General features: G+C 47.2%; 24 protein-coding genes. 12 read left to right on the forward strand and 12 right to left on the reverse strand.

The annotated features are described in order from the left end of the window. Nucleotides 1–10 precede the first annotated feature (10 nt). Together Q502_RS05225 and Q502_RS05230 are read left to right on the forward strand one after the other, a co-directional pair. Complete coding sequence (locus tag Q502_RS05225) at nt 11–841, forward strand: carbohydrate ABC transporter permease (RefSeq protein ID WP_099830753.1); 831 nt, start codon at nt 11–13, stop codon at nt 839–841. A gap of 25 nt (nt 842–866) precedes the next feature. After that, nucleotides 867–2,198 carry an SH3 domain-containing protein gene (locus Q502_RS05230; protein ID WP_099830754.1) on the forward strand — a complete coding sequence of 444 codons (1,332 nt, stop codon included), beginning with the start codon at nt 867–869 and terminating at the stop codon, nt 2,196–2,198. 4 nt (nt 2,199–2,202) lie between these two features. Here the strand turns inward: Q502_RS05230 and Q502_RS05235 are convergent, their stop codons facing one another. Next, nucleotides 2,203–2,784: a hypothetical protein gene (locus tag Q502_RS05235; protein ID WP_258553705.1), complete on the reverse strand. Its 582-nt coding sequence runs from the start codon at nt 2,782–2,784 to the stop codon at nt 2,203–2,205. 101 nt (nt 2,785–2,885) lie between these two features. Here Q502_RS05235 and Q502_RS05240 point away from each other — a divergent pair, with 101 nt between their 5' ends. From Q502_RS05240 to Q502_RS05270, 7 genes are read left to right on the forward strand one after another with little or no spacing between them, the layout of a single operon-like run. Then, entirely contained in the window at nt 2,886–3,263 is a 378-nt protein-coding gene (locus Q502_RS05240) for a DUF1292 domain-containing protein (protein ID WP_099830756.1), read from the forward strand. Between the two features lie 48 nt (nt 3,264–3,311). After that, nucleotides 3,312–3,977 (forward strand): 5'-methylthioadenosine/S-adenosylhomocysteine nucleosidase, encoded by a 666-nt coding sequence (locus Q502_RS05245; RefSeq protein WP_099830757.1) that lies wholly within the window; start codon nt 3,312–3,314, stop codon nt 3,975–3,977. Continuing rightward, the gene (locus tag Q502_RS05250; RefSeq protein WP_243392428.1) at nt 3,974–4,321 is read left to right on the forward strand and encodes a histidine triad nucleotide-binding protein; all 348 of its coding nucleotides are present in this window, start codon (nt 3,974–3,976) and stop codon (nt 4,319–4,321) included. The genes Q502_RS05245 and Q502_RS05250 overlap by 4 nt, the downstream gene beginning before the upstream one ends. After that, nucleotides 4,318–4,926, forward strand: a complete 609-nt coding sequence (locus tag Q502_RS05255) for a class I SAM-dependent methyltransferase (protein ID WP_099830759.1) — start codon at nt 4,318–4,320, stop codon at nt 4,924–4,926. The genes Q502_RS05250 and Q502_RS05255 overlap by 4 nt, the downstream gene beginning before the upstream one ends. Next, complete coding sequence (locus tag Q502_RS05260; protein WP_099830760.1) at nt 4,907–5,620, forward strand: energy-coupling factor ABC transporter ATP-binding protein; 714 nt, start codon at nt 4,907–4,909, stop codon at nt 5,618–5,620. The genes Q502_RS05255 and Q502_RS05260 overlap by 20 nt, the downstream gene beginning before the upstream one ends. Further along, a complete protein-coding gene (locus Q502_RS05265; RefSeq protein ID WP_099830761.1) occupies nt 5,614–6,402 on the forward strand; it encodes an energy-coupling factor ABC transporter ATP-binding protein in 789 nt (262 codons plus the stop codon). The genes Q502_RS05260 and Q502_RS05265 overlap by 7 nt, the downstream gene beginning before the upstream one ends. After that, nucleotides 6,396–7,073, forward strand: a complete 678-nt coding sequence (locus Q502_RS05270) for a DUF554 domain-containing protein (RefSeq protein WP_099830762.1) — start codon at nt 6,396–6,398, stop codon at nt 7,071–7,073. The genes Q502_RS05265 and Q502_RS05270 overlap by 7 nt, the downstream gene beginning before the upstream one ends. Here Q502_RS05270 and Q502_RS05275 read toward each other — a convergent pair. Genes Q502_RS05275 through Q502_RS05290 form a run of 4 tightly spaced genes read right to left on the reverse strand, consistent with a single transcriptional unit; the run spans nt 7,066 to nt 10,167 of the window. Then, nucleotides 7,066–7,917 carry a thiamine pyrophosphate-dependent enzyme gene (locus Q502_RS05275; RefSeq protein WP_099830763.1) on the reverse strand — a complete coding sequence of 284 codons (852 nt, stop codon included), beginning with the start codon at nt 7,915–7,917 and terminating at the stop codon, nt 7,066–7,068. The two genes, Q502_RS05270 and Q502_RS05275, sit on opposite strands and share 8 nt — an antisense overlap. Then, nucleotides 7,914–9,584 carry a 2-oxoacid:acceptor oxidoreductase subunit alpha gene (locus tag Q502_RS05280; protein ID WP_099830764.1) on the reverse strand — a complete coding sequence of 557 codons (1,671 nt, stop codon included), beginning with the start codon at nt 9,582–9,584 and terminating at the stop codon, nt 7,914–7,916. The genes Q502_RS05275 and Q502_RS05280 overlap by 4 nt, the downstream gene beginning before the upstream one ends. Before the next feature lie 53 nt (nt 9,585–9,637). Beyond that, nucleotides 9,638–9,796, reverse strand: a complete 159-nt coding sequence (gene rd, locus Q502_RS05285; RefSeq protein WP_099830765.1) for a rubredoxin — start codon at nt 9,794–9,796, stop codon at nt 9,638–9,640. Nucleotides 9,797–9,813: 17 nt separating this feature from the next. Then, on the reverse strand, nt 9,814–10,167 hold the full coding sequence (locus Q502_RS05290; RefSeq protein WP_099830766.1) for a class II SORL domain-containing protein: 354 nt from the start codon (nt 10,165–10,167) through the stop codon (nt 9,814–9,816). A 240-nt stretch (nt 10,168–10,407) separates the two neighbouring features. Here Q502_RS05290 and Q502_RS05295 point away from each other — a divergent pair, with 240 nt between their 5' ends. Further along, nucleotides 10,408–11,508, forward strand: a complete 1,101-nt coding sequence (locus Q502_RS05295; protein WP_243392429.1) for a Xaa-Pro peptidase family protein — start codon at nt 10,408–10,410, stop codon at nt 11,506–11,508. A gap of 1,667 nt (nt 11,509–13,175) precedes the next feature. Beyond that, entirely contained in the window at nt 13,176–14,651 is a 1,476-nt protein-coding gene (locus Q502_RS05300; RefSeq protein ID WP_099830768.1) for an MFS transporter, read from the forward strand. On the opposite strand, the gene Q502_RS05305 is transcribed toward Q502_RS05300, so the two are convergent. Beyond that, nucleotides 14,648–16,591, reverse strand: coding sequence for an ABC transporter ATP-binding protein (locus tag Q502_RS05305; RefSeq protein WP_099830769.1), 1,944 nt, complete (start codon nt 16,589–16,591; stop codon nt 14,648–14,650). The two genes, Q502_RS05300 and Q502_RS05305, sit on opposite strands and share 4 nt — an antisense overlap. Before the next feature lies 1 nt (nt 16,592). Then, nucleotides 16,593–18,323 carry an ABC transporter ATP-binding protein gene (locus Q502_RS05310; protein WP_099830770.1) on the reverse strand — a complete coding sequence of 577 codons (1,731 nt, stop codon included), beginning with the start codon at nt 18,321–18,323 and terminating at the stop codon, nt 16,593–16,595. Between the two features lie 166 nt (nt 18,324–18,489). On the opposite strand from Q502_RS05310, the gene Q502_RS05315 reads away from it, so the two are divergent. Continuing rightward, complete coding sequence (locus Q502_RS05315) at nt 18,490–19,836, forward strand: patatin-like phospholipase family protein (RefSeq protein WP_099830771.1); 1,347 nt, start codon at nt 18,490–18,492, stop codon at nt 19,834–19,836. Here Q502_RS05315 and Q502_RS05320 read toward each other — a convergent pair. The 5 genes from Q502_RS05320 to Q502_RS05340 form a co-directional block, all read right to left on the reverse strand. Next, nucleotides 19,754–20,965: a hypothetical protein gene (locus Q502_RS05320; protein ID WP_099830772.1), complete on the reverse strand. Its 1,212-nt coding sequence runs from the start codon at nt 20,963–20,965 to the stop codon at nt 19,754–19,756. The genes Q502_RS05315 and Q502_RS05320 overlap by 83 nt on opposite strands. Nucleotides 20,966–21,021: 56 nt before the next feature. After that, nucleotides 21,022–22,143 carry a sugar phosphate nucleotidyltransferase gene (locus tag Q502_RS05325; protein WP_099830773.1) on the reverse strand — a complete coding sequence of 374 codons (1,122 nt, stop codon included), beginning with the start codon at nt 22,141–22,143 and terminating at the stop codon, nt 21,022–21,024. Between the two features lie 11 nt (nt 22,144–22,154). Beyond that, nucleotides 22,155–22,634, reverse strand: a complete 480-nt coding sequence (locus Q502_RS05330; protein WP_243392430.1) for a hypothetical protein — start codon at nt 22,632–22,634, stop codon at nt 22,155–22,157. Between the two features lie 180 nt (nt 22,635–22,814). Continuing rightward, complete coding sequence (locus Q502_RS05335) at nt 22,815–23,288, reverse strand: pyridoxamine 5'-phosphate oxidase family protein (RefSeq protein ID WP_207759768.1); 474 nt, start codon at nt 23,286–23,288, stop codon at nt 22,815–22,817. 428 nt (nt 23,289–23,716) lie between these two features. After that, nucleotides 23,717–24,010 (reverse strand): transposase (locus tag Q502_RS05340; RefSeq protein ID WP_181815876.1); only part of this gene is annotated, 294 nt, incomplete at its 5' end.

Genomic DNA, 24,010 nt, shown 5'->3' on the forward strand with positions numbered 1-24,010 from the left:
GTGATCGGTTATGAAAGCAAAGACCAAGACTAATATAAAAAAGGCGATCTCTTTGGTGATTCTCGGAGTACTCGCTTCCCTCGCCTTCATTCCTCTATACTGGATGGTGGCCACTGCCTTTACTCAGCCATCTTTGACCATGAAGTTCCCTCCGGATATCATACCAAAGAATCCTACTCTCCAGAACTTCAAGGACCTTTTCGAAAGGAAGATAATATTCAGATGGACTCTGAACAGCTTCATAGTTGCGGGTACGGTCACACTTGCTCAGATCTTTGTTTGTGCCATGGCCGGTTACGCCCTTGCAAAGAAGAAATTCCCAGGAAGCAAAGTGATCTTCTCTATATACATTGCATCGATGATGATACCTACGCAGGTAACACTTGTGCCTCTATACATCCTGATCTCGAAAATGGGTATGGTAGACACATATCAGGCGCTGATCTTGCCTGCGATTGCTGCTCCTTTCGGAGTATTTCTGATGAGACAGTTTATGGTCTCTGTTCCAACCGAGATCATCGAGGCGGCGAGAATCGATGGTGCAAGCGAATTCAGGACATTCACGAAGATAATCGTGCCTATTTCAAAGCCTGCAATGGCGGTGCTGGGGATTTTCACTTTCATGGGGCAGTGGAACAGTTTTCTCTGGCCGCTGATTGTTACTAACACTTCGGAGATGAGAACTCTTCAGGCAGGACTCTCTCTCTTGCAGGAACAGGTTCCAATGCAGTATTCGTATCTAATGGCCAGTGCTACTTACTCGGCAATTCCTATGATCATTGTTTTCCTTGCCTTCCAGAGGTACTTCCTGCAAGGAATTACAGTGGGAGCAATCAAATAGGCAGCGGGAAGGGGTGTTTTCGAAGATGAAGAAGGCTTCTGAGCGGTACATGGTCTTTCCGGAGAACGTTTCAAAAGAGATGCAGCAATCGAACTTCTGGTGCGAGAAGATGACAGATCCAGATGAAGAGTGGCTGAGTGAGGATGAGATTCATGCTTTCAACGGATCGGTTATCTCACGCGCTGAAGCTTCTGGTCGCGCTGCATTTGCCTGTAAGCTCGAAAACTTTCCTTTGAGACTTGTGTTTGATGAAGTAAGAGCAATGATCAACGGTTCAATTCCCGAGCACTTCATGCAAACTCCTCTTTTGAGCAATGAAGGAGAGATTGTCCCTTCGGGAATTCGCGGAGACATCGTTGACAATGCTACCGCTATCCTTGATCAGGATATTGCCGAGAAGTTTGGCATCGTGACTCGGAGGACTCATCTGAGAGCGCTTCCCACAGATTTCATTTCCTGCGACGAGTATATCGACAATGACCGCCTCCAGTTGACTTCTGTAAGCCTTGGGACACCATTTGTGGTTCTAGCGCGCAGCAGGGACACTTCGTGGCTTTTCGTTCAAACCCCAGGTTACAGAGGCTGGCTGAAGGCAAATGATTCTGCCGTTACGGAAAGCAGGCTCTCTGTACAGAACTTCTACCGGTCGAGTAACTTCCTCCTTGCAACTGGCAGCAGAGTAGAGATCGAGCCTGACCCCTTTGAACTAAATTCTTCGGGTTTGTTTCTGCAAATGGGAGACAAACTCCCTCTTGAGGATCCCGAAGAAAGCGAGAATCTCCATGCGCAAGGACCATTTGGTTGTTTCACAGTCAAGATTCCTGCAAGAGAGAGGTTGGGCTCGCTGAGTTTTCGAAAAGGCCTTGTGAGAATGAGCGAAGATGTAAGAATCGGGAACTTGAAGCTCACCGGCAGGGAGATATTAAATCAAGCCTTCAAGATGCTCGGCGAGCGTTACGGCTGGGGAGGCCTCTACAACAGGAGGGACTGTTCGAGATTCGTTCAGGATATCTTCGCCTCTTTTGGTCTCGTACTTCCCAGAGATGCTTGGGCTCAGGAAATGCTGGGATCCAAGAACAAAATTCTCTTCGAGGGAAATTCAGAAGAAAGGAAGATTCAGTTGCGGTCCCTAAGACCCGGAAATCCACTGTATATGCCGGGCCATACGCTGATCTATCTCGGTCAGGACAACGGGAGATTCTTCGCTATTCATGATGGAGCTGGCTACAAAGATTCAAAGGGGAAGAAGATTTCAGTGCATGGAGTTTTCGTCGTGGATCTGTCCCTCCGTACAATGAACAGCGATAAGAGCTATCTGGAACTGCTTACTTCTGCACTTCAAATAGATAAGGGCTAGGGCTCTAGTAGATCAGTTTCAGGAGCATCTCAAATTTTTTCATCTGTTTTTTGCTAATCAGTGGCAAACTCATAGGAAAGATGTTTTCAATGTCGTGAACAACCACTGCGAGAGATCTAGCTGTGTAATATGGTTCTTCGGTGACTTCTCTAAACCCTTCTTGCGGCTGCATCCAGTATTCCCATGGATCGGGAAGTCTCACAAATGGACTGGACGTTTCAACTTCAAAAACATACCCCATCTGGGGAAGAAGATACCAGTCAATTACACCCTCAACTTGCATGCGAGCAAAAATATGCCTCGATTTAATAACTGCCCTGGATGTTTTGAGTTGTTCAGCTATCTCGGTGATCTTGGCAGGATCGAGATACTTTTCCTCCTCTTCTCTAACGAGACCGCTCCCAGATTTCACGGTCTCAATTAGAAAAATCTCAGATTCATCAACTCCGAGTCTTATTCTCCGCCTATCGGGATGCTCTAGATACCACTGAATAATCAACTGGTGTCTTTCTGCCTCTTCGATAATTTCTACTGGCAAATCTTTTCCAAAGAGGAACTTTCTCTCGATTTCAAGCACTGCCTTCACACTCCAGATACAGTGTATACGATTATTCATCGGTCATCAAGTTGCGTCTTCAACGTTACTATGTTAGTATGAACCGAATCGCGAAATAATGGAGGTTTATGATGGAAGAAAGAGAAGAACTTGAAATGCATGACTGCGACGAATGTACAGATCCTGACTGTGATCATGATCATGGAGAGGATGCTGAGTTTGACAGATTTACGGTCACAGATGAAGAAGGAGTAGAACATCATTTCGACGTAATTGCCGAGCTTGAGAGCGATGGAAAGCTTTACTGGGTCGTCGAGGAGTTCTATGAAGAAGGACAGGATGTCTCACTGGCCGGAGAAGAAGATGGGTACATTGTTTTTAGAGTTGAATACGATGACGATGAGAATCCCTACCTATATTCCGTTGAAGATGAGGAGTTCGAAGAGGTGAACAAATCCTGGGCTGAACTCGTGAAAGAGATATCGGACGAGGACGACGAAGAAGAATAGGGGACCGGAGGTCCCCTATTTGTTATAATCCTCTATGGAGGTGTTGACATGATTCTTGCTCTCGGCGTCTTTCTTCCAGAAGTAAGACCTGTGATGGACAGTATGCTTGTCCTCGAATCGGGCGAGATTCTTGGAAGGCACTACTGCAGAGGAGTAATAGGCAATAACGAAGTCGTGGCCTGCGGAGGGTTTGTGGGCAAAGTCGAGGTCTCAATGATCACACAAAGGATGATAGATCGATTCAGCCCAAGACTTGCGGTCCTTACTTCGGGTGCGGCTGGGATAGATGAGTCCGTGGAAATTGGTGACGTTGTAGTCGGCACTGAATTCGAGGAGTACGACACAGTCTTTCCTCTCAGCGAAGGTAAGATGGTTATGAAGGCATCGGACAGTCTTCTTATGAGGTTCCTCAGAGTATATTTCAAGGCAGGAAAGTTTGGAAAGATTCTATCCGGCGATGCAGTAGTTGCAAACTCATCTATAAGAGATGAAGTGCACTCCTCATATGGAGGACTTGCACTTGACATGGATTCGGCACCATTCGCAAAAGTCGCTTACGAGAACGGTTGCGGATTTATCGTCCTGAAGACTATTCTCGACAGAGCTGACGAACAGTCCAATAGAGACTTCGACAGGAACTTCGCGAATCTTTCGGGAAGGTCCGCGGATCTACTTGTAGAGATAATGAAGAATCACTATATTGATAGGGAGTGAGATCATTGGACTGCATCTTCTGCAAAATCGCCAACGGAGAAATCAAGAGCAGTTACATTGCAGAGAACGAAACTTTCGTGGCATTTGACGACATCAATCCTTCGGCTCCGGCCCATATTCTAATCGTTCCAAGAAGGCATATCGCGAAACTCGAAGAGCTGGCAGAATGTGATGGAGTAGCCGTCAAGAGTCTGTTCTCACTGGTGAATGAGATCGTCGAGTCAAAAGGAATAAAAAGCAGCGGATACAGGCTCATAGTCAATCAAGGCAGCGATTCCGGTCAGGAAGTCGAGCATCTCCACTTCCATATACTCGGAGGAAGAAAGCTGGGCAGACTTGGATGAGAGAAGACTTTCGGCACTATTATACGGACCAGACGGAAGCTCCGGAAAGAGTTAAACCCGCCACGTTCAGGCTGAAGAACGGTCATTCGTATTCCTTTAAGAGTCCGGATGGCGTCTTTGCCTTCGGAAAAGCCGATAGGGCCTCTCTTATACTGATTGAAAACTGCGTTTTGGACGGCCAAGAGAATCTTCTGGATTTGGGCTGTGGCTACGGGCCAATAGGAATAACCCTCAAACTTGAAAACCCCGACCTAAAGCTTTTCATGAGTGACACTAATACCAGGGCGGTGACTTTTTCGAAGATCAATGCGAGGGACTTCAATCTGCTAGCTGACATCCGCAAAGGCGACCTCTACGATCCATGGGAGGGTTTTCGATTCGATTCGATTCTCTCTAATCCACCCATGGCTGCGGGTAAAGCGGTTTGGGAAAAGCTGATTTGTGAAGCGCCGAAATTCTTAACTGAAAATGGAAGACTTCAGATAGTCGCCTATCATAATAAGGGCGGGTCGAGACTTGAAGGGATAATGAAAACGACTTTCGGAAATGTTATTACTACGACGAAATCAGGCGGTATAAGAGTCTATGTCTCGAGAAAGCTGTGATATTCTTCTGTCTCTTGAAGCTGTAACCGTGCATGCCGATGGAAGAAAGATCCTGGAAAGCTTTTCTTTCGATGTTTCAAAGGCAGAAAGCGTAGCGCTTCTTGGACGAAATGGTTCGGGGAAGACAACCCTTCTTAGAACGATTGCCGGCCTGAAAAGATTCAGTTCTGGGAAGATTACTTTAGATGGCGGAATCGGAATGGTCTTTCAGAATCCCGAGTCTGCACTTTTTGGCGCGACCGTGGAAGAGAATCTTGCCTTTCCGCTTCAATCTCTGCAACTGGACAGGAACAGAATTTTCGAAAGAATCCAGCAATCTGCCAGGAAATTCGGCTTAACGGAGATTTTGGATCGAGACATCCTTACGCTTTCGGGTGGGCAGCGTCAGCTCGTATCCATTGCTGCCGCCTTGATTTCGGAACCATCTATTCTGCTGCTTGATGAACCTCTTTCTATGATGGATAGGCAAGATAGAGAGAGTATACTGCAAACGGTTTCAGAAATTGTCGGTTCAGAGACTTCTTTACTATTCGCAACTAATAGGTTCTCTGAAGTCGTGGGCTTTGATCGCTTCGTGATAATCGGAAACAGGAGAAAGCTCTTCGACGGGGGTATTGAAGAACTCAAGAGGACTCCTTCGGTATTCTATGAAGCCGGGATGTCGGTTCCTTTTGAGATAGTCCAGTCATGCTGAAGGTTCGTAAAGCATCATTCGCCTATAGGGGACCGGGCAAGGACTCGAGGATTCCGGCTCTTGAGAAGATTTCGTTTGATTTGAAGCGGGGAGACTTCGTGATACTTACTGGAAGGACCGGTGCCGGTAAGACTACACTTCTCCAGCTTCTCTGCGGTCTCATCGAACCCGATGAAGGAACAATTGATTGCGAATCCCGCGACCTCTCTTCGATCTCCTCGATGATCTTCCAGTATCCCGAGGATTGTTTTTTCAACGCCACGGTGAAAGAGGAGATAGAGTTCGGTATCAGGAGATCGGGAAGAAATGCTTCCAGACGTCTGGAAGAAATAGTCGAATCGATAGGCTTTGATCTTGCCGAGTTCGGAACGAGGAGACCTCTATCTCTTTCCGGCGGCGAACAGAGACTTGTCGCAATCGCCTCGATAATCGCGCTCGATAGAGAGATCATCTTGTTGGATGAACCGACATCCGGCCTAGATGAAAAGGCGGTCGCAACCGTACGGCAGATTTTGAACGTAGAAAAGAGTGAAAACAAGACGGTCGTAGTGGCGACCCACTGGCCGGCAGAGGTTATGGACTTAGCGACACATGTTATGAATCTCAAAGATGGAAGAATTGACTTTTTTGTTACTGTTGCTGACTATGTTGACCTTAATCTTCATCGGGAGCGACTTGAAGAGAAGGAGCGGTATCTGCTAAACTACTACAAACTTTTCCGCCGCTTCCCTCAAAGCGAAGAAGAGTTGATTCTATTCATTAGGAGAGATAAGAGATGTTGAATATTTCTGTCATTGTCAATACCGTCGCTGTAATCATCGGATCATTGTTAGGACTCTTCGGTGGAAAACTTCTGAAGGAGCGCTATAGAAAGGTCTTCTTTCAAGTAATAGGACTCCTGACAATGGGTCTGGGAATTAGCATGTTTCTCGATACCAACAGCGTCCTCGTCGTGCTCGGTAGTCTTATTGTCGGAGGGGCTGTAGGAGAATTCTTTGATATTGAGGAGAAGATAGGGAGGCTTGTGGGCAAGAGAAGCGAAGATGCAAACTTCGTCAAGGGATTCATAACTGCTTCGGTTCTCTTCGTTGCAGGCCCGGTGACGGTTATCGGATCGCTACGTGCAGGTCTCTCGGGAGAGAATGAGCTTATTTACATCAAATCCCTTATGGACGGGATATCATCTGTAATGCTTGCCGCGACTCTCGGGAAGGGTGTGCTCCTCTCTGCAGCAGCAGTATACCTTGTACAGGGAGGGCTAGTATCTCTTGCAGGTGTTCTTTGCTTTCTACAGACCCCTCAATACATGGGAGATTTCTCCGGTGTTGGGGGACTAATGCTTCTCGGGCTGGGAATCAGACTGCTTGAAATAAAAGAAATCAAGGTCGGAAACTTTCTTCCGGCCCTGATTCTGTCACCGATATTTACTTGGGTCTCTATGCTCTTTACCTGAAGGCTTCCATCTCAGCAGAAATATCAATCTGCTTTCTCTCATTTGCCAGAACGATCTTCTTTTTGAGAACAGGATGGAGTTCGTGATACGTCTCCTTTTCGTTCAAGTACAAAACTCCCATAGGAATCTTCTCGCCCCATTCTAGGGCCTTCTTTAAGGCGTTTGGCTTATCGGTGGGATCGTAGTTGCCGTTCTCTTCACTCACGTCGTAAAGCCTTTCCTTGTAAAACTTGAGCGTATTCACTTTGTTGAAAGTCACACAGGGCTGCATTATATCGACCACGGAAAAACCTTTGTGATTGAGCGCAGCAGAAACGACCTTGAAGAAGTGTTCCTTGTCACCAGTGAAAGTTCTGCCTACGAAGGCGGCGTCCATCGTTATCGCCAGTGCGAGAGGATTCAACGGCTCGTTCATAACACCCTGCAGCTGAGAGCTTGTCTTCTGGCCTTTACCGGTAGTCGGAGATCCCTGCCCCTTTGTGAGGCCATAAATCTGGTTGTCATGAATCAGAACAGTAACGTCGAAATTCCTTCGAATTCCATGAATGAAATGATTTCCACCCTCACCGTACATGTCTCCGTCTCCAGACTCGGCAATAACTGTGAGTTCCGGATTCACTGCCTTTATTGCAAAGGCAACTGGAAGGCTTCTTCCATGCAGTCCGTTGAAGAAACTGATATCCAAATAGTGAGGCATCTTGGCGGCTTGCCCTATTCCGGTTACCATCACAAAATGAGACTTATCTACCCCCATCTCCTCGAGAGTGCTCGCAAGATTCATTCTGAGGGGGAAGTTCCCGCATCCGGGACACCATGCCGGGTCAACTTCTCTCAAAAAACTCATATAATCCCCTCCTCTTTGAGCGTCTTCTCTATCCAGTTTGCGCTGATCGGACGGCCGTCGTATCTACCTATGTGCTCAATAGGGAGACCGGTCTTCGACCTCAGTAAACTGGCAAACTGCCCCGTGAAGTTCCCTTCGACGGAAACAAGTCTCTTCCCTTCCAGTTCTTCCTTAATCTCGGGATCGATTGGAAAGACTTCGGTGTAGTGGACGTAACCAATATCCTTTCTGCCAACAGTAAACTCGTCGATAGCTCCCCAGCTGTCGCCCCAACTTATTAGAATCAAGGGGGCATCGAGATTGAACTTGGCGGGAGCGGCAAGTTCACCGAGCAGAGTATCAATCTTTCTCATTCTCTTCTCGACCATCTTCTTCCTTATATTGAGGTCCTCGGTTATGAATCCATATTCATCATGTTCATCGGAGTCTACCCTAACCAAAGCCTTACCTCCGGGGACTGCTCTTGGAGAGATGCCGTCATCGGTAATCTCAAATCTTCGGTATCCTTCGTCTCCTTCAACAATGAACCTCTCGAGCAACTCGTCTTTGTGTATAGGTGCTTCTACGGTTGCCGAGGAGTCTACGAGCGATTCGGTTAGTAGAATGATCGCAGGAATCTGATATTTGTCGGCAATGAAGAACGCCTTTTCAGTTAACTCGAAGGCGTCTTTGGGGGTTCTTGGTGCGACAACGTACTTCGGAAATTCTCCATGTCCGGCGTTTACGACAAAGAGGAGGTCTTCTTGAGCCGTCCTCGTCGGCAGACCAGTTGCCGGAGCTGGACGCTGAGCATCGACTATAACCAGAGGAGTCTCAGTCATCGCGGCAAGTGAGACACCTTCTTGCATGAGCGCAAAACCGCCTCCTGAAGTCGTGACAAGAGAACGAGCCCCCGCGAATGCGCCACCGATAACCATATTCACTGCAGCAATCTCATCTTCGGCTTGTTCAACAACAATTCCGTGCTTCTCAGCGTTTGCGGCAAGGAATGTCATGACTCCCGTTCCTGGTGTCATGGGATATGCAGCGAGGAATCTGCAGCCGGCAGCTATCGCTCCCAAACCTGTGCCTTCAGTTCCGTTCATCAGAAAGTAGTCGTGCTTCTGGACGTCAAAATCGGGTACCTCTATCGACAGAGGAAGATCGTAACCTTTCTTCAACGCTTCGAGATTTGGTTTGATTACCTCTTCCTTTCCGGAGAAGACCTCTTCGATGAGTCGAGAAGAAATCTCCTTTTTTACTTTGAATAGGCTGAGGATAGCACCCAGCGCAACAACATTCTGAGCTCTTGGTTCCCCGGCCTCTTTGGCGATCGATTTGAAGGGAAAGTCTTTCACATTGAGCCTGAAATCGACATCCTCCTGTGTTACACGATCTGAGTCGGAATCGAACACAAGAGTTGTCCCATCGTGGAAGTACTCGAGCTGTGAAAGCGTAGTATTCTTGCTAAGAGAAACTACTAGATCGAACTCCTGCCGCATCGAGTGAAGAGGAGACTCTGAGATCCGAATTCTGTAGACGTACTCTCCGCCCCTTATTCTTGAGTGGTAACTTTTGTCTGTGAAGATGCAGTAGCCATTTCTGAAGAGACTTAGTGCAAGCATATCGCCAATTGTATTCAACCCCTGCCCGGCTTCGCCGGAAAGGGCTATCACATAATCTTTCACAATAACACCCCCGTTGAGGTAAAGAAAAGCGGGAGTGATTCTCCCGCCTCATCTCAGTCGACTGGTTCGAAGTCGTCTTTGCTAGCTCCGCAAAGCGGACAAACCCAATCCTCTGGAACATCCTCAAAAGTGGTCCCGGGATCTACGCCGTTATCGGGGTCTCCAATTTCGGGATCGTAAATATAACCGCAGATAGTGCATCTGTACTTCATCGTGCCAACCTCCTTAATCAGAAATCAACTCTCTTACTGCTCTCCCAGAGACCATGTATATTGCAGTAAGAGGTGGCGATTAGAGAACCTGACTTCTCCAGTTTCACATTGAAAACTGCCTTAGGCTGTGTTGTTACAGGAGTGAACTCGACGTGACCCAGATGAATCAGAAACTGGCCATCATCATAGATTGCGTACAGATCGAACCATTTGATGTGATGCTCGATAGTGTTTGGGTGAGAAATCTCTTTGCCCACCGTGATCTCTACATTGAAGGCTTCACCCGGCTTAATAGCTTCAGGGATGTCAATAACCGGCACGTGTTTTTCGCTTTTCCAGTCGGCGCTTTTAACATACTCACCAATTTGCATTTTATCCCCTCCTCGCATGATAATCTATATAAGGAATCGATAGCAATCATTGCAGAACTGCTCTATACAACAACTATAGAAATCACAGCAATTATACCATATCACTAAGAACGGAAGTCTATTTTGAATGCTTACAAATTCCGTCGGAACAAGGAACCAAAGTATGAAAGTCTATCAGTGCATATTCGCTGAATATTCTTCGTCCCCTCTGATAGAATAGGTTTAAAGTGAGCTGGAGGGGTGTGTTTGACTAGACACGAAGTTGTCAGAGAATACATCGGGGAAGCTTCCGTAGAAGCAGTCCTCTTGACAAGAAACTCGAATATTCAGTGGTTCTTCAAAGGCGAGGTCGATCCGAGAATAGACACCTCATCTGACTTCGGAGCCTTCTGGCTTTTAGTCACGGAATCGATGGTAGTTGCACTTAGTCCAAGTTACGATGCTGAAAGAATCAAGGACGAGATTCTTCCGGCGGGGATTGAGATACTTGCTATCGACGAATATAAAAACTACAGGGAGACAATAAGCAAAATATGTGAAAAGTTCAGAAAGACTGCAGTAGATTGCGAACTTTTCCTCTCCTGTTCAAACTATGTTCCTTTGGACAAATCCTTCTATGAGAAAATGCAGATTCTCGACGATCGAGAGATATTGCGTCTGAGAGTAGTTGGAAAACTTACTGAGAATATCTTGTGCGAGTTTGCACCTGAACTGCAGCCCGGTATGGCGGAGCTGGAAATCGAAAAAGTATTGAGGGCTATCTTCATCGAGTCAGGACTTGAAGCTCCAACTCTGTGCGTAGCTTCCGATGAGAGAATTGCAAAGTCTCCTTATCCGGTTTCAACAGCAAAAAAGATAGACCGCTATTTGATGCTCAGGGCGACAATAAGGAAGCAAGGACTTTCCGTTTCTCTCAGCAGATACTTCCACTTTGGAGCCGTGCCTCACTCAATTGAAGAGAAGCACGAGAGAGCCTCCGGCGTTGCCGCCAAGGCTGCTGTTGCGATAATGAGGGCAAAGAGCATGGGCGAAGTATACGAAGAGATTAGAAACGCATATATTGCTCTTAATGCGGTAGATGAGATAACATACTTCAGCCCCGGGGGAAGCATAGGTTACATTCAGAAAAGATTTTCATTTGCTCCGAACTCATCTATTGAGATGAGATCTCCTGCCAGCTATGTCCTTTGTCCAAGGATAGGCGGTCTGTTCAGTGAAGACACCGTACTTCTTAATCCTGACGGCACGGCCGAGTTTGTAACACTCGGAGAAGACTTCCCGAAGGTAAAAGTCAGGTTCGAAAGCTTCCGGGTTCATAGACCGTGGGTAATGATCATATAATTCATCGCATGAGTCAACCTATCCCCAAACCCTCTGTGTAAGATCGCTCGCCAAAGAAGCTTATGAGCTGGAAGAACCGCTTTTCGCTTTTAAGAGCCGTCCTCCGAGAAGACCGAGACCGCTGAACGCTTAAAAGCGGTGAACCCGCTGAACGCTGTTCAAAACAACGTTGTCCGTCAACGGTCCGCCGTTTTCCGACCAAGAAGAGCATTTCAAGAGACTTATAGAGTTTATTGGCTCTTGTTCTTATAACTCACAACTTGCATCTTGGAACTTGCAACTGTTTCAAAGATCGAGATCCTGGCCTGAACATTGCCAGGATGACCTGAAGCAAGAAAGGACAGTCATCCCGTGATGCACCTGCACGGGATCTCGCCCTGAAGATCCGCTATACGCTTAAAAACGGTGAACCCGCTGAACGCTGTGAAGAGCCGCTATACGCTTAAGATCAAGGACCCGCTGAATGCTGTTCAAAACAACGTTGTCCGTCAACGGTCCGCCGTCCTCCGACCAAGAAGAGCATTTCAAGAGACTTATAGAGTTTATTGGCTCTTGTTCTTATAACTCACAACTTGCATCTTGGAACTTGCAACTGTTTCAAAGATCGAGATCCTGGCCTGAACATTGCCAGGATGACCTGAAGCAAGAAAGGACAGTCATCCCGTAGAGCCTGCCCTGATGTGCACCTGTTCAGGGTACCTGCACGGGATCTCGCCCTGAAGATCCGCTATACGCTTAAAAACAACGTTGTCCGTCAACGGTCTGCCGTCCTCCGAGAAGACCAAGACCGCTGAACGCTTAAAAGCGGTGAACCCGCTGAACGCTGTGAAGAGCCGCTATACGCTTAAGATCAAGGACCCGCTGAACGCTGTTCAAAACAACGTTGTCCGTCAACGGTCCGCCGTCCTCCGAGAAGACCGAGACCGCTGAACGCTGTGAAGAGCCGCTATACGCTTAAGATCAAGGACCCGCTGAACGCTGTTTAGAGCCGACTTTGTTGAAAGCAAACCCGAGAACCTTTTTCTTAAGGAAAGAGCACTGTCGAGACGTTCGCTGCGCTCACGAGAAGGCGAGAACTCCCTCTCTCCTGTTTCTCGTACTCTCTCCTCCTCTTGTGCTCTCCATGCTCTTCTTTGAAACAGACACCCTCCGCCACTTCGTGACCCTACTCCCTCAAGGGAGGACTTAAGATCATCATCCAAAGAGCTTGATAGGTCTTGAAGCTCTGCTCGGAGAACGGTGAACCGATAACGGATAACCTTTCTTATTCAACTTGCATCATGGAACTTGCAACTGATGCGTTTCTCGGAGGACGGTGGACCGTTGACGGTTGACCTGAGAGGCCTGCTGCGAAGCGTCATCACTTCCCCGGACGTTTCTCCGGGCATCACTTCCTCGCGCTAGCGAGCCTCACTTCCGGCGATGCTCTTCGCCGCATCACTTCCCCGGATGTTCTTTCGGGCCTCGCCTCCTGCCGAAGGCAGCAATGCGACCCGGTGTGATCTTCGCCAGCCTTGTGTGCGTCGATGTTCCTCGGCGCCTTGCATCCCTTTACTATCTGTGTACAGAAAATGAAACGAAAGAGTTTGGGATAGTGCCACATACGCGGTGCTTTCAATGATAAACTCTCAAGTGAATCAGCTGATTTTGATCTGGCGGGAGAGTCAATGGACGACTACCTGGGTTATAACAAACCGGAATACAGAAGAACTAGAAGACGTGCGATCTTCGAGGGGTCGTTCTTCAACATGGCCTTTCTGGTTACTCAAGGCTTCATAGTAACCGGTCTAGCTCTTGAATACGGCGCTTCTGAGATGCTAATCGCCATAATTGGAGTTCTCCCTACGCTTGCTCAACTAGTTCAGCTGCTTGCGCCATTCGTGATGAAGTTTTTCAAGGACAGGAAAAAGGCGATGCTTTTCAGCGCACTTATCGGGAGGATACCACTTGCCTTTATTCCCGTTACACTTGCCCTGGGGATCAAATCGCAATCGCTGCTGCTGATTCTCCTTTCTTCAGTTGCGTTTGGTAACTCTCTTGTGGGCACTTTCTGGGCTTCGATAATGGGAGACGTCATCGATCCCGAAAAGACAGGCAAATATTTTGGTAGACGTAATCTGATTCTCTCTCTGGGCACAATGCTTATCACTCCATTGTACTCGTTTATACTGGATCGTTATACGGGTTCTTTGGGATTTGTCATTGTAACTTCTATGGCAAGTGTATTTGCAGTAATAACGATTGTTCTTCTCAAGAGCCACTATGCTCCTCCAGTGAAGACGTTTGGCCAGGGAAGAGTATTCAAGGAAGTTTTTGCCAATCTCAGATTCAGGCAGTACTTGAAGTTCGCTGTAGTATGGAATTTTGCAATTACTATCTCCGGACCTTTCTACGCCTACCACCAGCTTGTGAACCTCGAGATCAGCTACTCGTATCTGAGTGTTATGAGTATAGTCGCCTCACTTGCCTCCATGATGATGTACGTTGTTTGGGGCAAGATATCCGACCAGATAGGACACCAGTCGGTTGCGGAGTTTGGAGTACTTGGAGCAACGATTCTCGCTCTTATGTGGATTTTTGTCACCCCTCAGACGGCTGCTATACTAATACCTGTCGATGCCGTAGTAACGGGAGTTGTTTGGAGTGCAATTAACCTGTGTGTCTTCACCATGATGATGGGGATGATCAGGGGTCACTCGGTGGAATCCTATGTGGCCGTTCAGGCATTCTTGAATGGTCTGGGTGCTTTGGCCGGCTCTCTCCTAGGAGGTTTTGTCGCTTCGTACTTGAAGGGAAAGAGTATGACGATACTGGGAGTAGACTTCTACGGCATTCAGGTGATCTTCCTGCTGGGCTCCTTCTTCAGGTTCATGGCGTTTCTTCTTCTCAAGAGAGTGCAGACGACAAAGATTAAGACTGTACCTCAGGTCTTCTTCAACGTCATGTCTACTGTGGGAAGAAGAATGGCTACGAGACCGTATGAATTCCCCATGCTTCAACTCAGGCCTAAAAAGAGAAGACCTGAGGACGAGCCTTTGAAGCTCGACCTGCCTGCCTCTCTGGAGGATACAAGCGACATCGAAGAGAACACTTCCGAAGAACCCAAAGACGGCGCTGACCAGGAAAAGAGATCAGACTCCTAAGCGATATCTCCAAGCTCGTACTGCAGTCTGTGGAGATCCGAGTATATTCCTCCCTTTGAGAGGAGCTCATCGTGAGTTCCCGACTCTACAAGCATACCTTTATGAATCACCATTATTCTGTCTGCATTTCTTATGGTGGAGAGCCTGTGAGCGATCGTGATCATTGTCTTCTCTTTTGAAATTCTCTCCATAGCCTTCTGAATTAGAGCCTCTGTCTCTGTGTCGACATTCGCAGTCGCCTCGTCGAGAACAAGAATATCCGTATTGAAGGCAACGGCCCTGGCAAGCGCAATCAGCTGTCGCTCTCCGGCAGACAATGTGCCCCCTCTTTCAAGGATTACTGAATCGTATTTATCTGGAAGGCGATCAATGAAGTGATGAGCATAGACGTACTTTGCAGCCTCTATAGCCTTCTCCCTCGAAATCGTCTCGTCGAAGAGACGAATATTATCGAGAATACTTCCTGAGAAGAGGAAGACATCCTGTAGTACAACTCCAACCTTCTTACGTAAACTCTGGAGATTGTAGTCGTAGATGTTCTTGCCATCTATCCTTATCTGGCCGGCCTGAATCTTATACAGTCCGGTGAGAATGCTGATGATCGAGGTCTTGCCGGCTCCAGTTTCGCCGACGAAGGCGATCTTCTCCTTCGGTTTCACCCCAAAGCTGATGTCCTTCAACACTTTGTGCTCACCGTCATACGCGAAGGTCACATTTTCAAACTCAACGCTTCCTTCGAGCGCCTTCGTGGCAGCCTTATCGGGATTGTATGTCTCTTCGTTCTCGTCCATCAGCTTAAAGATCTTCTCGGCCGAGGCAAGCGCATTCTGTACAATGTCGTACTTTTCTGCGATGTCATGCAGCGGTCGGAAGAACATATCGATGTACGAAATGAAGGCAACAAGCACTCCGAAGGCCAGCGTGTTTCCCAGAATGCTTTTTACGCCAAACCAGATAACGATAGCTATGGTCACATAATAAAGAAGATCCAACAGCGGTCTGAAAATGGCAAATACCCAGAGCTGTTCCATAAGGCTCTTTAGGTGGCTCTTGTTAACCGAATCGAACTCGCTCTTCTTCCTAACTTCCTGATTGAAGACCTGGGTGATAGACATGCCGGAGATATGCTCGGCAAGGAAGGCGTTGATTATCGCAAGGCGCGTTCTCACCTTTCTATAGGCTATCCTGTCGAAGTAACGGAAAACGAAGATCGCTCCCGCAATGATCGGAAGAATGGCCACTGTGATCAATCCCAGGTAAGTAGATAGGTTAAGCATTATTATGATGATTCCTCCCAGCAGGAGGACGTCTTTCACCATCGACGTAATGACGCTTGTAAAGAACTCGGCAAGATTCTGCGTGTCGTTAGCAACCCTAGTCGCCAATCTTCCGCTGGGATTCGTGTCAAAAAACCTCATCGGCACTCTCAGAAGATGCCGGAAGAGGTCCACCCTGATACCATGAGTTATCTTCTGTCCCATGTAGGATGTTGCATAGACCTGCCCGTAATTGACGAAGAAAAGCGAAACGAGGATCAGGATCATGAAGATTGCTATCTGACCTATCCCGTTAAGGTCTTGCACCCTCAAGTCTCTGAGTTGTTCTTCGGTTATCGGATAACTTGTCGTACCGTCGGTCACACTGTAGAGACCCGACTCATCCTGTTGGAGATAGAAAACTCCTTCATCGGATTCAGCGAAGCTAAAGGAACCGTTTTCTTCAACCACGACCAGCGAATACTGATTGTCCATGTAGTTGTCTATTGCTCTTCTCATCAGGAGTGGTGGAAGGAGATCAAGCACCGAAGAGGCTCCGATCAAAATCAAACTGAGAATCAGAATAGCGACATAGGGCTTCGTATACTTCCACAGCCTGAAGACGACTCGCCAGTCTTCAACCTTAAGTTTCTCTTCTACTTCGCTGTATACGTTTTCGGCCATGCTATTCCTCCTCGAGCTTTTCTTCTAACATCTGTCTCTCGTACATCCTCTGGTAAAGGCCTCCGCCCTGAACTAGATCGGAGTGTACGCCCCTCTCGACTACCTTGCCTTCATGGAGCACATAAATCTCGTCGGAATCCACCACGGCCTTTAACCTGTGAGAGATGACGATTATCGATCTGGTGTCCTCGGAGTCCTTCAAGGATTTTAGAATCTCCGTTTCAGTCTCGGTATCGACGGCCGAAAGGCAATCATCGAGCACAACGAGCGGTGCCTCCTTTATGAGTGCCCTCGCTATAGAAATCCTCTGTTTCTGACCTCCCGAAAGGGTCACGCCTCTCTCACCCACAATGGTTTTGTACCCATTGCTGAAGCCTTCGATATCCTCATGAATCGAGGCGATGCTCGCGTACTTTTTAACTTCTTCGTCGGATATTCCCATGTCTCCGAAACGAATGTTGTTTCCAACGGTCTCGGAGAAGAGAAAGGTCTCCTGCGGAACGTAAGCAACATTTTCTCTTATCGCCTTAGGTTCCAGTTTATTTATATCCACTCCATCTATGAACAGCATCCCTTCGTCAACGGGGTACAGCCTGGCGATCAATTTTGCAATCGTCGACTTTCCCGAGCCAGTGGTTCCGACGATGGCTATCTTAGAGCCGGGTCTGACTTCGAAATCAATGTTTTCAAGGGCAGGTCTGCTTCCGGTCGGGTAGGTGAAGGTGAGGTTCTTCATGACTATATGACCTTCAAATTCGTCGATTTTTACAGGGTCATCGGTAGTTATGTTGTTATCTTCTTCAAGGACTTCCATAAGCCTTCTGTAAGAGGCGCGTCCTCTCTGGATGATGTTGATCACCCAGCCAAAGGCCGTCATCGGCCAGATCAGCATTCCCAGGTACGAAGTGAACGTGATGTACTCTCCTAGAGTTATCTGACCCAGTATTACCATGCGTCCTCCAAACAATGTCGCCAGCACAGTACCAAGCATAGAGAGAGTTTGAATCAACGGGAAGAACATTCCCCAGACCCTTACAAGAGCCATGTTCTTCTCTACATACATATCTGACTTATCGGAGAGCGTTCCATTTCTAAGGTCCTCGATTCCGTAGCTCTTTATAAGCCGGACTCCTGAGATGGACTCTTCAATTGTATCTGTAAGATCGGAAAAGGATGCCTGGACCATTTTGAATCTCTTATGAATCATCTTTCCAAAGAAGGTTGAAACGATAGCCAGCGCCGGAAGCGGAGCGATTGAGATCCATGTCAGATTCCAGTTCGTGAAAAGCCCCATTGCAAAGATCGTTACAGTTACGAGAAAGAAGGCATCTATGATCATGACAATCGCAGGACCCATAGCCATTCTTACGGCATTCACGTCGTTCGTAAATCTGGCCATAAGATCGCCGACCCTCGTCCTGTCATAGAAGGTTGGTGGAAGCGTCAGAAGCTTCTCGAAGAGAGTCTTTCGAGTGTAGTACTCGAATTTTCTTGCCGCCCCCATTATGAAGACCCGCCAGAACAATCTCGTTATAAAAAGTCCGAAGGCAACCCCGATAACGGCAAATATAAGCAGTCTGACAAAACCTAGGTCCTGGGCACCACCTCTGATTTCATCTACTATCAATCCAATCACTCTTGGAGTAATCAACATTAGCAAATCGACAAGAATAAGAAAAATAGCGCCATAAAGGTACCTTGGCCAGTTGTGTTTCAGGAAGTCTCTTATCAAAACAATCGCCTCACTAGTCCGGTAAACTAACTTAATATGATACACCATTTCGAGAGAGAACTCGTGATTGGTTCATTAAATATGGATTCTGAGTCTCTTCCTTTCCAATGTATAATAATATCATCAAATTCTTCATACAACTTTGGAGAAATCTGGGGGAAGAGAAATGAGGAGAGCGCTTCTAGTTTTCTCGGTAGTTCTACTTGCGGTCACTGCTGTCTCGGTCGCTGTGGTTTTTTCTGGCGGTGGAGGTAGAGGTGCTTACGAAATCGGTGTTTACGGAGCCATGCTTGATCTCGGTTTGGAAATCGATGCCATTTACGGCTCCTCTGTCGGAGCAATCAACGCGGCCGGTCTTATCAGTGAGGGCTTTGAGGCTGCGAGAGATGTGTGGTGCAGCATAGATTACCAAGAGCTTATGAATGCCTCTCCTCATTTGTACGAACTGATCCAGGGAAATCTCCTGGGCCTCGATGCGATGGAGCTAGCTTCGGCAATGAGAACTCTCACCTCCGAAAATGGAATAGACATAGAACCCATGAGAACCAAGATGAAAGAAATGATCGTTGAGGAAAAGGTGAGAGCAAGCAATATAGAACTTGGAATCGTTCTCTACTCTCTCAGTGGCTTGCGACCTTACGCAATGTACAAAGACCTCATCCCGGAGGGAAAACTGGTCGATTTTGTTCTGGCAAGCGCGAACTTTCCCGCCTTCGCGCGTGAAGAGATAAACGGAGAGGTTTTCATAGACGGAGGCGTCTATTCTAACTTACCTCTTTTCATGGCAAAGGAGAGAGGCCACGAAGAGGTTGTCGCAGTCGACCTTATTGGAATCTACTTTGGAGAAGCTCTCGCTTTTATAAACATCTTCACCGATGGAATGAAGGTCACGTTGATAGAACCTTCAGAGCAATTTGGGACAGTAATGACCTTTGATCCTGAGGTCTCGAAGAAGTATCTTATTTGCGGTTATCTCGATACAATGAAGAAGTTCGGTGTTCTGCGGGGTGATAGCTATTTCATTCTAGGAGATGAGGATCCCTTGAGAGCCCATTTTCTTTCACTAGAAGAAGAATCGAGAATTGAGGCGCTAAGACTTCTGGGGCTTGTAGGTGTCGAAGGCGAGACGGCAGAATACCACTACTACCGGGAATTCATTCCCTGGCTGGAAAGCATTGTGAAGCAGCCCTACTCGAGAACCTGTCATCTCGTTACCGGAATGCTCGAAGAGATGGCTGCCTTTCTCCAGATCGATAGACTGGCTCCCTACTCGCCATCAACTCTAATGTACGAAGTCATTACGGCGTTCAGCGCAGATAACTTTCAGAGCGAAAGGGATCTCACGTACCTGACCAGATACAAGAAACTCTTTGTTTTTCTCGAATTCATAGACGATCGGAAGCCCTGCACATCGGAACTTTCCAACGAGTTTAGATCCTTTGCAGAAGAGTTTCAGGAGTCTGTTGGACTTTTGGAACAAACTTGCTCGCAGCAATCCCGTATATCTCACTGAGTGAAAGCGGTCTCTTCAGCAGACTCTTTCCGTAGACTATGTAATGTTTGTACTCCTGGCCTCCTGCGCGCCGGGCATTTGCGATCATCCTGGCGTTCATTGAGCTGATGGATGATCCTTCGATCTCTTTGAAACCCATATTCTGGATATTTCTGTACGCTCTCAAGAACATGGCCGAAGGCACGCCCTTGTTTCTGAAATCGGGAACGACAAAGAGTATCGCCGCCCTCACCCGTTCAAGAGACTTTCTCTTACTAAGCAGCTTGTACCACCCAAAGGGAAATAGCTTGCCGTCAATCTCGCGAATGAGCGGGCTGAAATCCGGCAGCGCAACAAAGTACCCTATTGGCCTTTCTCCTGATTTCGCGATGATTACCATTCTCTGATCGGCTACCGTCCTGAGTGTCTTGGCCATATCACACAGTTCTTCATATGTGGGAGGAAGAACGTCCTCTTCCCACTTCGGAATAGCTTCTTCCATGATCTTCTGAAGATCCGCGGCGACATCCTTTAGCCGCTTGAAATTGGCCTCTTCAACGCGGAACCCGTAGCGATCCATTGCGATCTCGGTAAACTTTATCTCGCGCTCGGATATGACTTGCTCAAGATCGTATCTGAAGGCAAGATATTTCAAGTAAATATCGAAGTCTTCAAAAAAGTCAACATAGTATGGGGGATTGTAAGGCATCATAACGGCAGGCGGATTTTCGAAGTTATCTATCAGTAGCCCTCTATAATCGTCGCCGTTAGTAGGGGAAACAGGTCCCTTCAGATACTTCATGCCCTTGCTCTTTGCCCAGCTTTCGGCAGTCCTAAGCAAGGCGTCGGCAACGGCCCTATCGTTTACCGACTCAAAGAGCGTGAAGTATGCATGCTCGACAGATTTCGCACTATTCATTACCTCTTCGATGCCCACTGCGATCCTTCCTTTAACGATATTTCCTTCTTTGGCAAGGAAGAAATCGTGTGGACCGTTCGCAAGGAGCTGTGAGCTTTTGCTCTTCAATACCGCCTTAATCTCGTGGCTTAGGGGAGGGACCCACAACGGGAAATCAAAATAAAACTTCTTGGCAAGATCTATGAATTCTTTCCTGTCCCGCTGACTCCTGACTTTGACTATCTTCAACATAAGGCAACTCCTCAAAAAAACGTATGGACAATTGTAGCACGATTAAAGATAGCTCTCTAGTGGACAGTGGAGTTGCCTTCCAAAGACCTCACATCCGAAATGTAATTCTTGAGATTCGAGTCGGCGATACTTCCCCCGCTCCCGTCTACTGTCACGTAGTACTCAGATGTGATCAATAAATTCTTTCCCTTGAAACCGGGTTTGATCCGCGTATAGTCTCCCACAAAGACGTTACTCAGTTCAACGCCGCTGTGGATTTTGCAGTTGGATCCAATCATTACCGGCCCTTCAAGCTTCACGTTCTTCTCTACGAGAGATCCCGCACCTATAAACACGGGCGTAATTATCTTCGTAGACTTCTCCAGAACCGAACCCGTTCCTATCCACAAACCTTCGGTAACTTGCTTTCCAGAAGGCTCAAAACCTCTTATTTGACCTCTTAGAGCCATCCCAAGGATTTCAAGATAGTCCGAATTCCGCCCTATATCGTACCATTCGATCTTCGTGTCCAGAGAGAAGACCCGCTCCTTCTTCTGAACAAGCAATGGCAAGAGTTCTCCCCCGATGTCGAAAAACTGTTTGCTTGGGATGTAATCGAAGACTTCAGGCTCAAAGATATATATACCTGTGTTTGCCAGATTAGACCTTGCTTTGTCAATCGGTGGCTTTTCCTGGAAGGACTCAACCCTTCCCGAAGAATCGCTAACGATAATTCCGTAATTCGAGACCTTCTTCGTCTCGACTTCCTTTGAGATTATTGTTGCCATAGAATTGCTCGCTTTATGAAACTCGTATGCTTTCGCGATATCGAAATCGACAATAGCATCTCCGCATAGCACAATAAAAGTCTCATCGAAGAATCCAGACTTTTCCTGAATCTTCTTCAGTCCGCCTGCCGAACCTACGGGCTCCGGAACGAGCTGGCCATTCTCAAAGTGACCTTCGAAGGAGTAACCTATTCTCACACCGAATCTGTAGCCGCTTCTCATATAGCTCTGAAGGACTCCGGCAAGGTGTGAGACGTTAACCATTATCTCCTTCACATCATACTTTGCAAGTAGTTCGACAATGAATTCGATTACAGGCTTTTCAATAATGGGAAGCATCGGTTTTGGCAGCCTGCTTGTTAGCGGTTTAAGTCTCGTCCCCGCGCCAGCTGCTAAAATCATGGCTTTCATCCAGACTCCTCCTATCTCTTAACAGATCTCAGATTTTTGTAGACTACCAACCCTCCAACTGCAAGCAGCGAGATTCCTATGAAAATCCCAAGCACTTTCGGCGCCAGTGCTATGAGCAGAAAGAGCATGGAGATTGCCGATAAGAACGATGCTGCAACCAGAACGCCATTATCCTTTTCAACTCCGGCAAAATACGACTGAAAGAGGCCAACAGCAGGAGCGGCTATGAATAGCACCCAGCCGCCTCTCATTATGAAGCCCGGGAAAATAACATTAAAAGTCAGGATTACAGCGACCGTTAGCAAAATGCCTGCAGGCACAAAGAGATTCTTGTCCCGTCCAGTGAATGCTCTGTATTCCATGAAAATCCCAGGAATCCAGATAAACAATAGCCAGAGATTGAAAGTGAACGATCTGACAAAAATGATTAGGATCCCAAGCAGAATCATTATGGCTCCAATTATAGTTCTCATAAGAGCGTTCCTGTTCATCAACCATCGCCTCCAGTTAGTTCATTCATCGGAATTATAACAAGAAGAGATGCCTTTACGTATTCAAATCAAATACCTGAACCTTTAGATAGGCTTCCGATGAATGGACAGAATACTTAATACGGGCAAACCCGATCAATCCATTTTACTGAGCAAGAAAAACCAGAGAACGACTGCGAACTACTTTATCGATGATTTTCCTGTCAAATGAAGGATATCGATACGGATAACACAGGTGGCCTTCAAGGCGTTTTTAATCTCCTCTACTCCATCCTCAACGTAATCTGCCGCATACTTTGAAAGGAGCTTCATTAAGGCCTCTGTCTTCTCCCCATCGTCTTCCAGTATCGAGGCCCTTCCAAAGGCGATGGCGCTTCTAAAGATCGTAGAAAAAGACTCCGGAATCACTTTAGAGGACTCAACAACACAGAAAGAAACATTGGGGTTTTGAGAAAGGTTGTCAAGCTTGTGACCGGTGGTGGCGCAGTGAAAGAAAATGCAATTGTTTTCGTACGTGTAGTTCACGGGGATCCCGTAGGGCATCCCGTCTATACCTACAGTAGATAATACCCCATAGGAAGCGTTTTTCAGAATTTCACTAGCTTCGTTCAGTGACAGCTCCTTATCCGATCTCCTCATCTTCCTGAACTGCAAAGTTTTCACCCCCCCGAATGTCTCCTTTGTATTGTACCTTACAAGGCAAAGACAAAAGGCGATATTGGTCCATCGTTGACGTTACATCGTATCGTCGTCTGGAAAGCCCCGCTGATCGCTGGAAGAGCCGCTGTACGCTTAAGATCAAGGACCCGCTGAACGCTGGAAGAACCGCTGGACGCTTAAGAACAAGGACCCGCTGAACGCTGACGAAGACAACGTTGTCCGTCAACGGTTCGCCGTCCACCGCCCGAGAAGAGCAGCTGTACGCTGGAAGAGCGGTCCTCCGTCAGCCGTCCAAGCACAAGTACCCGTTCACCGCTAAGACCATCCGATCGAGAAAGAGCAATGTCGAGACGTTCGCTGCGCTCACGAGAGGTTCTGTCTCTTTTTTTGTGTAAACCCCTTTTTTGTAATGGGTTTAAGAATCAGCTTATGTACTTAGCTAATCTTTCATACTTTATCACAAGTTGAGTAAGGATCTTTGACCATTCAAGGGTTCTTACTGTCCATTTCTTTGTTATATTTATTATTGCTAGATAAGCCATCTTTAAGAGAGAAGTATCCGTAGGAAAGACTCCCTTATTCTTCGTTACCTTCCTCAGTTGTCTATTAACTGATTCAATGGGATTAGTTGTATAAACCAATCTTCTCAGTTCCTCTGGATATTGAAAAAAGGTTGAGAGAGATTCCCAGTTTTCCTTCCAGCTTTTTATTGACAA

The sequence above is a fragment of the Mesotoga sp. Brook.08.YT.4.2.5.2. genome, assembly GCF_003351125.1.
GTDB lineage: Bacteria > Thermotogota > Thermotogae > Petrotogales > Kosmotogaceae > Mesotoga.

Coding starts and splice junctions, on each gene's coding strand:
- Q502_RS05275 (WP_099830763.1), bottom strand. CDS start 7,917: ATGAGTTTTTTGAGAGAAGTTGACCCGGCATGGTGTCCCGGATGCGGG.
- Q502_RS05225 (WP_099830753.1), top strand. CDS start 11: ATGAAAGCAAAGACCAAGACTAATATAAAAAAGGCGATCTCTTTGGTG.
- Q502_RS05320 (WP_099830772.1), bottom strand. CDS start 20,965: ATGTTGAAGATAGTCAAAGTCAGGAGTCAGCGGGACAGGAAAGAATTC.
- Q502_RS05230 (WP_099830754.1), top strand. CDS start 867: ATGAAGAAGGCTTCTGAGCGGTACATGGTCTTTCCGGAGAACGTTTCA.
- Q502_RS05315 (WP_099830771.1), top strand. CDS start 18,490: ATGAGGAGAGCGCTTCTAGTTTTCTCGGTAGTTCTACTTGCGGTCACT.
- Q502_RS05330 (WP_243392430.1), bottom strand. CDS start 22,634: ATGAACAGGAACGCTCTTATGAGAACTATAATTGGAGCCATAATGATT.
- Q502_RS05265 (WP_099830761.1), top strand. CDS start 5,614: ATGCTGAAGGTTCGTAAAGCATCATTCGCCTATAGGGGACCGGGCAAG.
- Q502_RS05290 (WP_099830766.1), bottom strand. CDS start 10,167: ATGCAAATTGGTGAGTATGTTAAAAGCGCCGACTGGAAAAGCGAAAAA.
- Q502_RS05260 (WP_099830760.1), top strand. CDS start 4,907: ATGTCTCGAGAAAGCTGTGATATTCTTCTGTCTCTTGAAGCTGTAACC.
- Q502_RS05255 (WP_099830759.1), top strand. CDS start 4,318: ATGAGAGAAGACTTTCGGCACTATTATACGGACCAGACGGAAGCTCCG.
- Q502_RS05300 (WP_099830768.1), top strand. CDS start 13,176: ATGGACGACTACCTGGGTTATAACAAACCGGAATACAGAAGAACTAGA.
- rd (WP_099830765.1), bottom strand. CDS start 9,796: ATGAAGTACAGATGCACTATCTGCGGTTATATTTACGATCCCGAAATT.
- Q502_RS05305 (WP_099830769.1), bottom strand. CDS start 16,591: ATGGCCGAAAACGTATACAGCGAAGTAGAAGAGAAACTTAAGGTTGAA.
- Q502_RS05270 (WP_099830762.1), top strand. CDS start 6,396: ATGTTGAATATTTCTGTCATTGTCAATACCGTCGCTGTAATCATCGGA.
- Q502_RS05245 (WP_099830757.1), top strand. CDS start 3,312: ATGATTCTTGCTCTCGGCGTCTTTCTTCCAGAAGTAAGACCTGTGATG.
- Q502_RS05325 (WP_099830773.1), bottom strand. CDS start 22,143: ATGAAAGCCATGATTTTAGCAGCTGGCGCGGGGACGAGACTTAAACCG.
- Q502_RS05240 (WP_099830756.1), top strand. CDS start 2,886: ATGGAAGAAAGAGAAGAACTTGAAATGCATGACTGCGACGAATGTACA.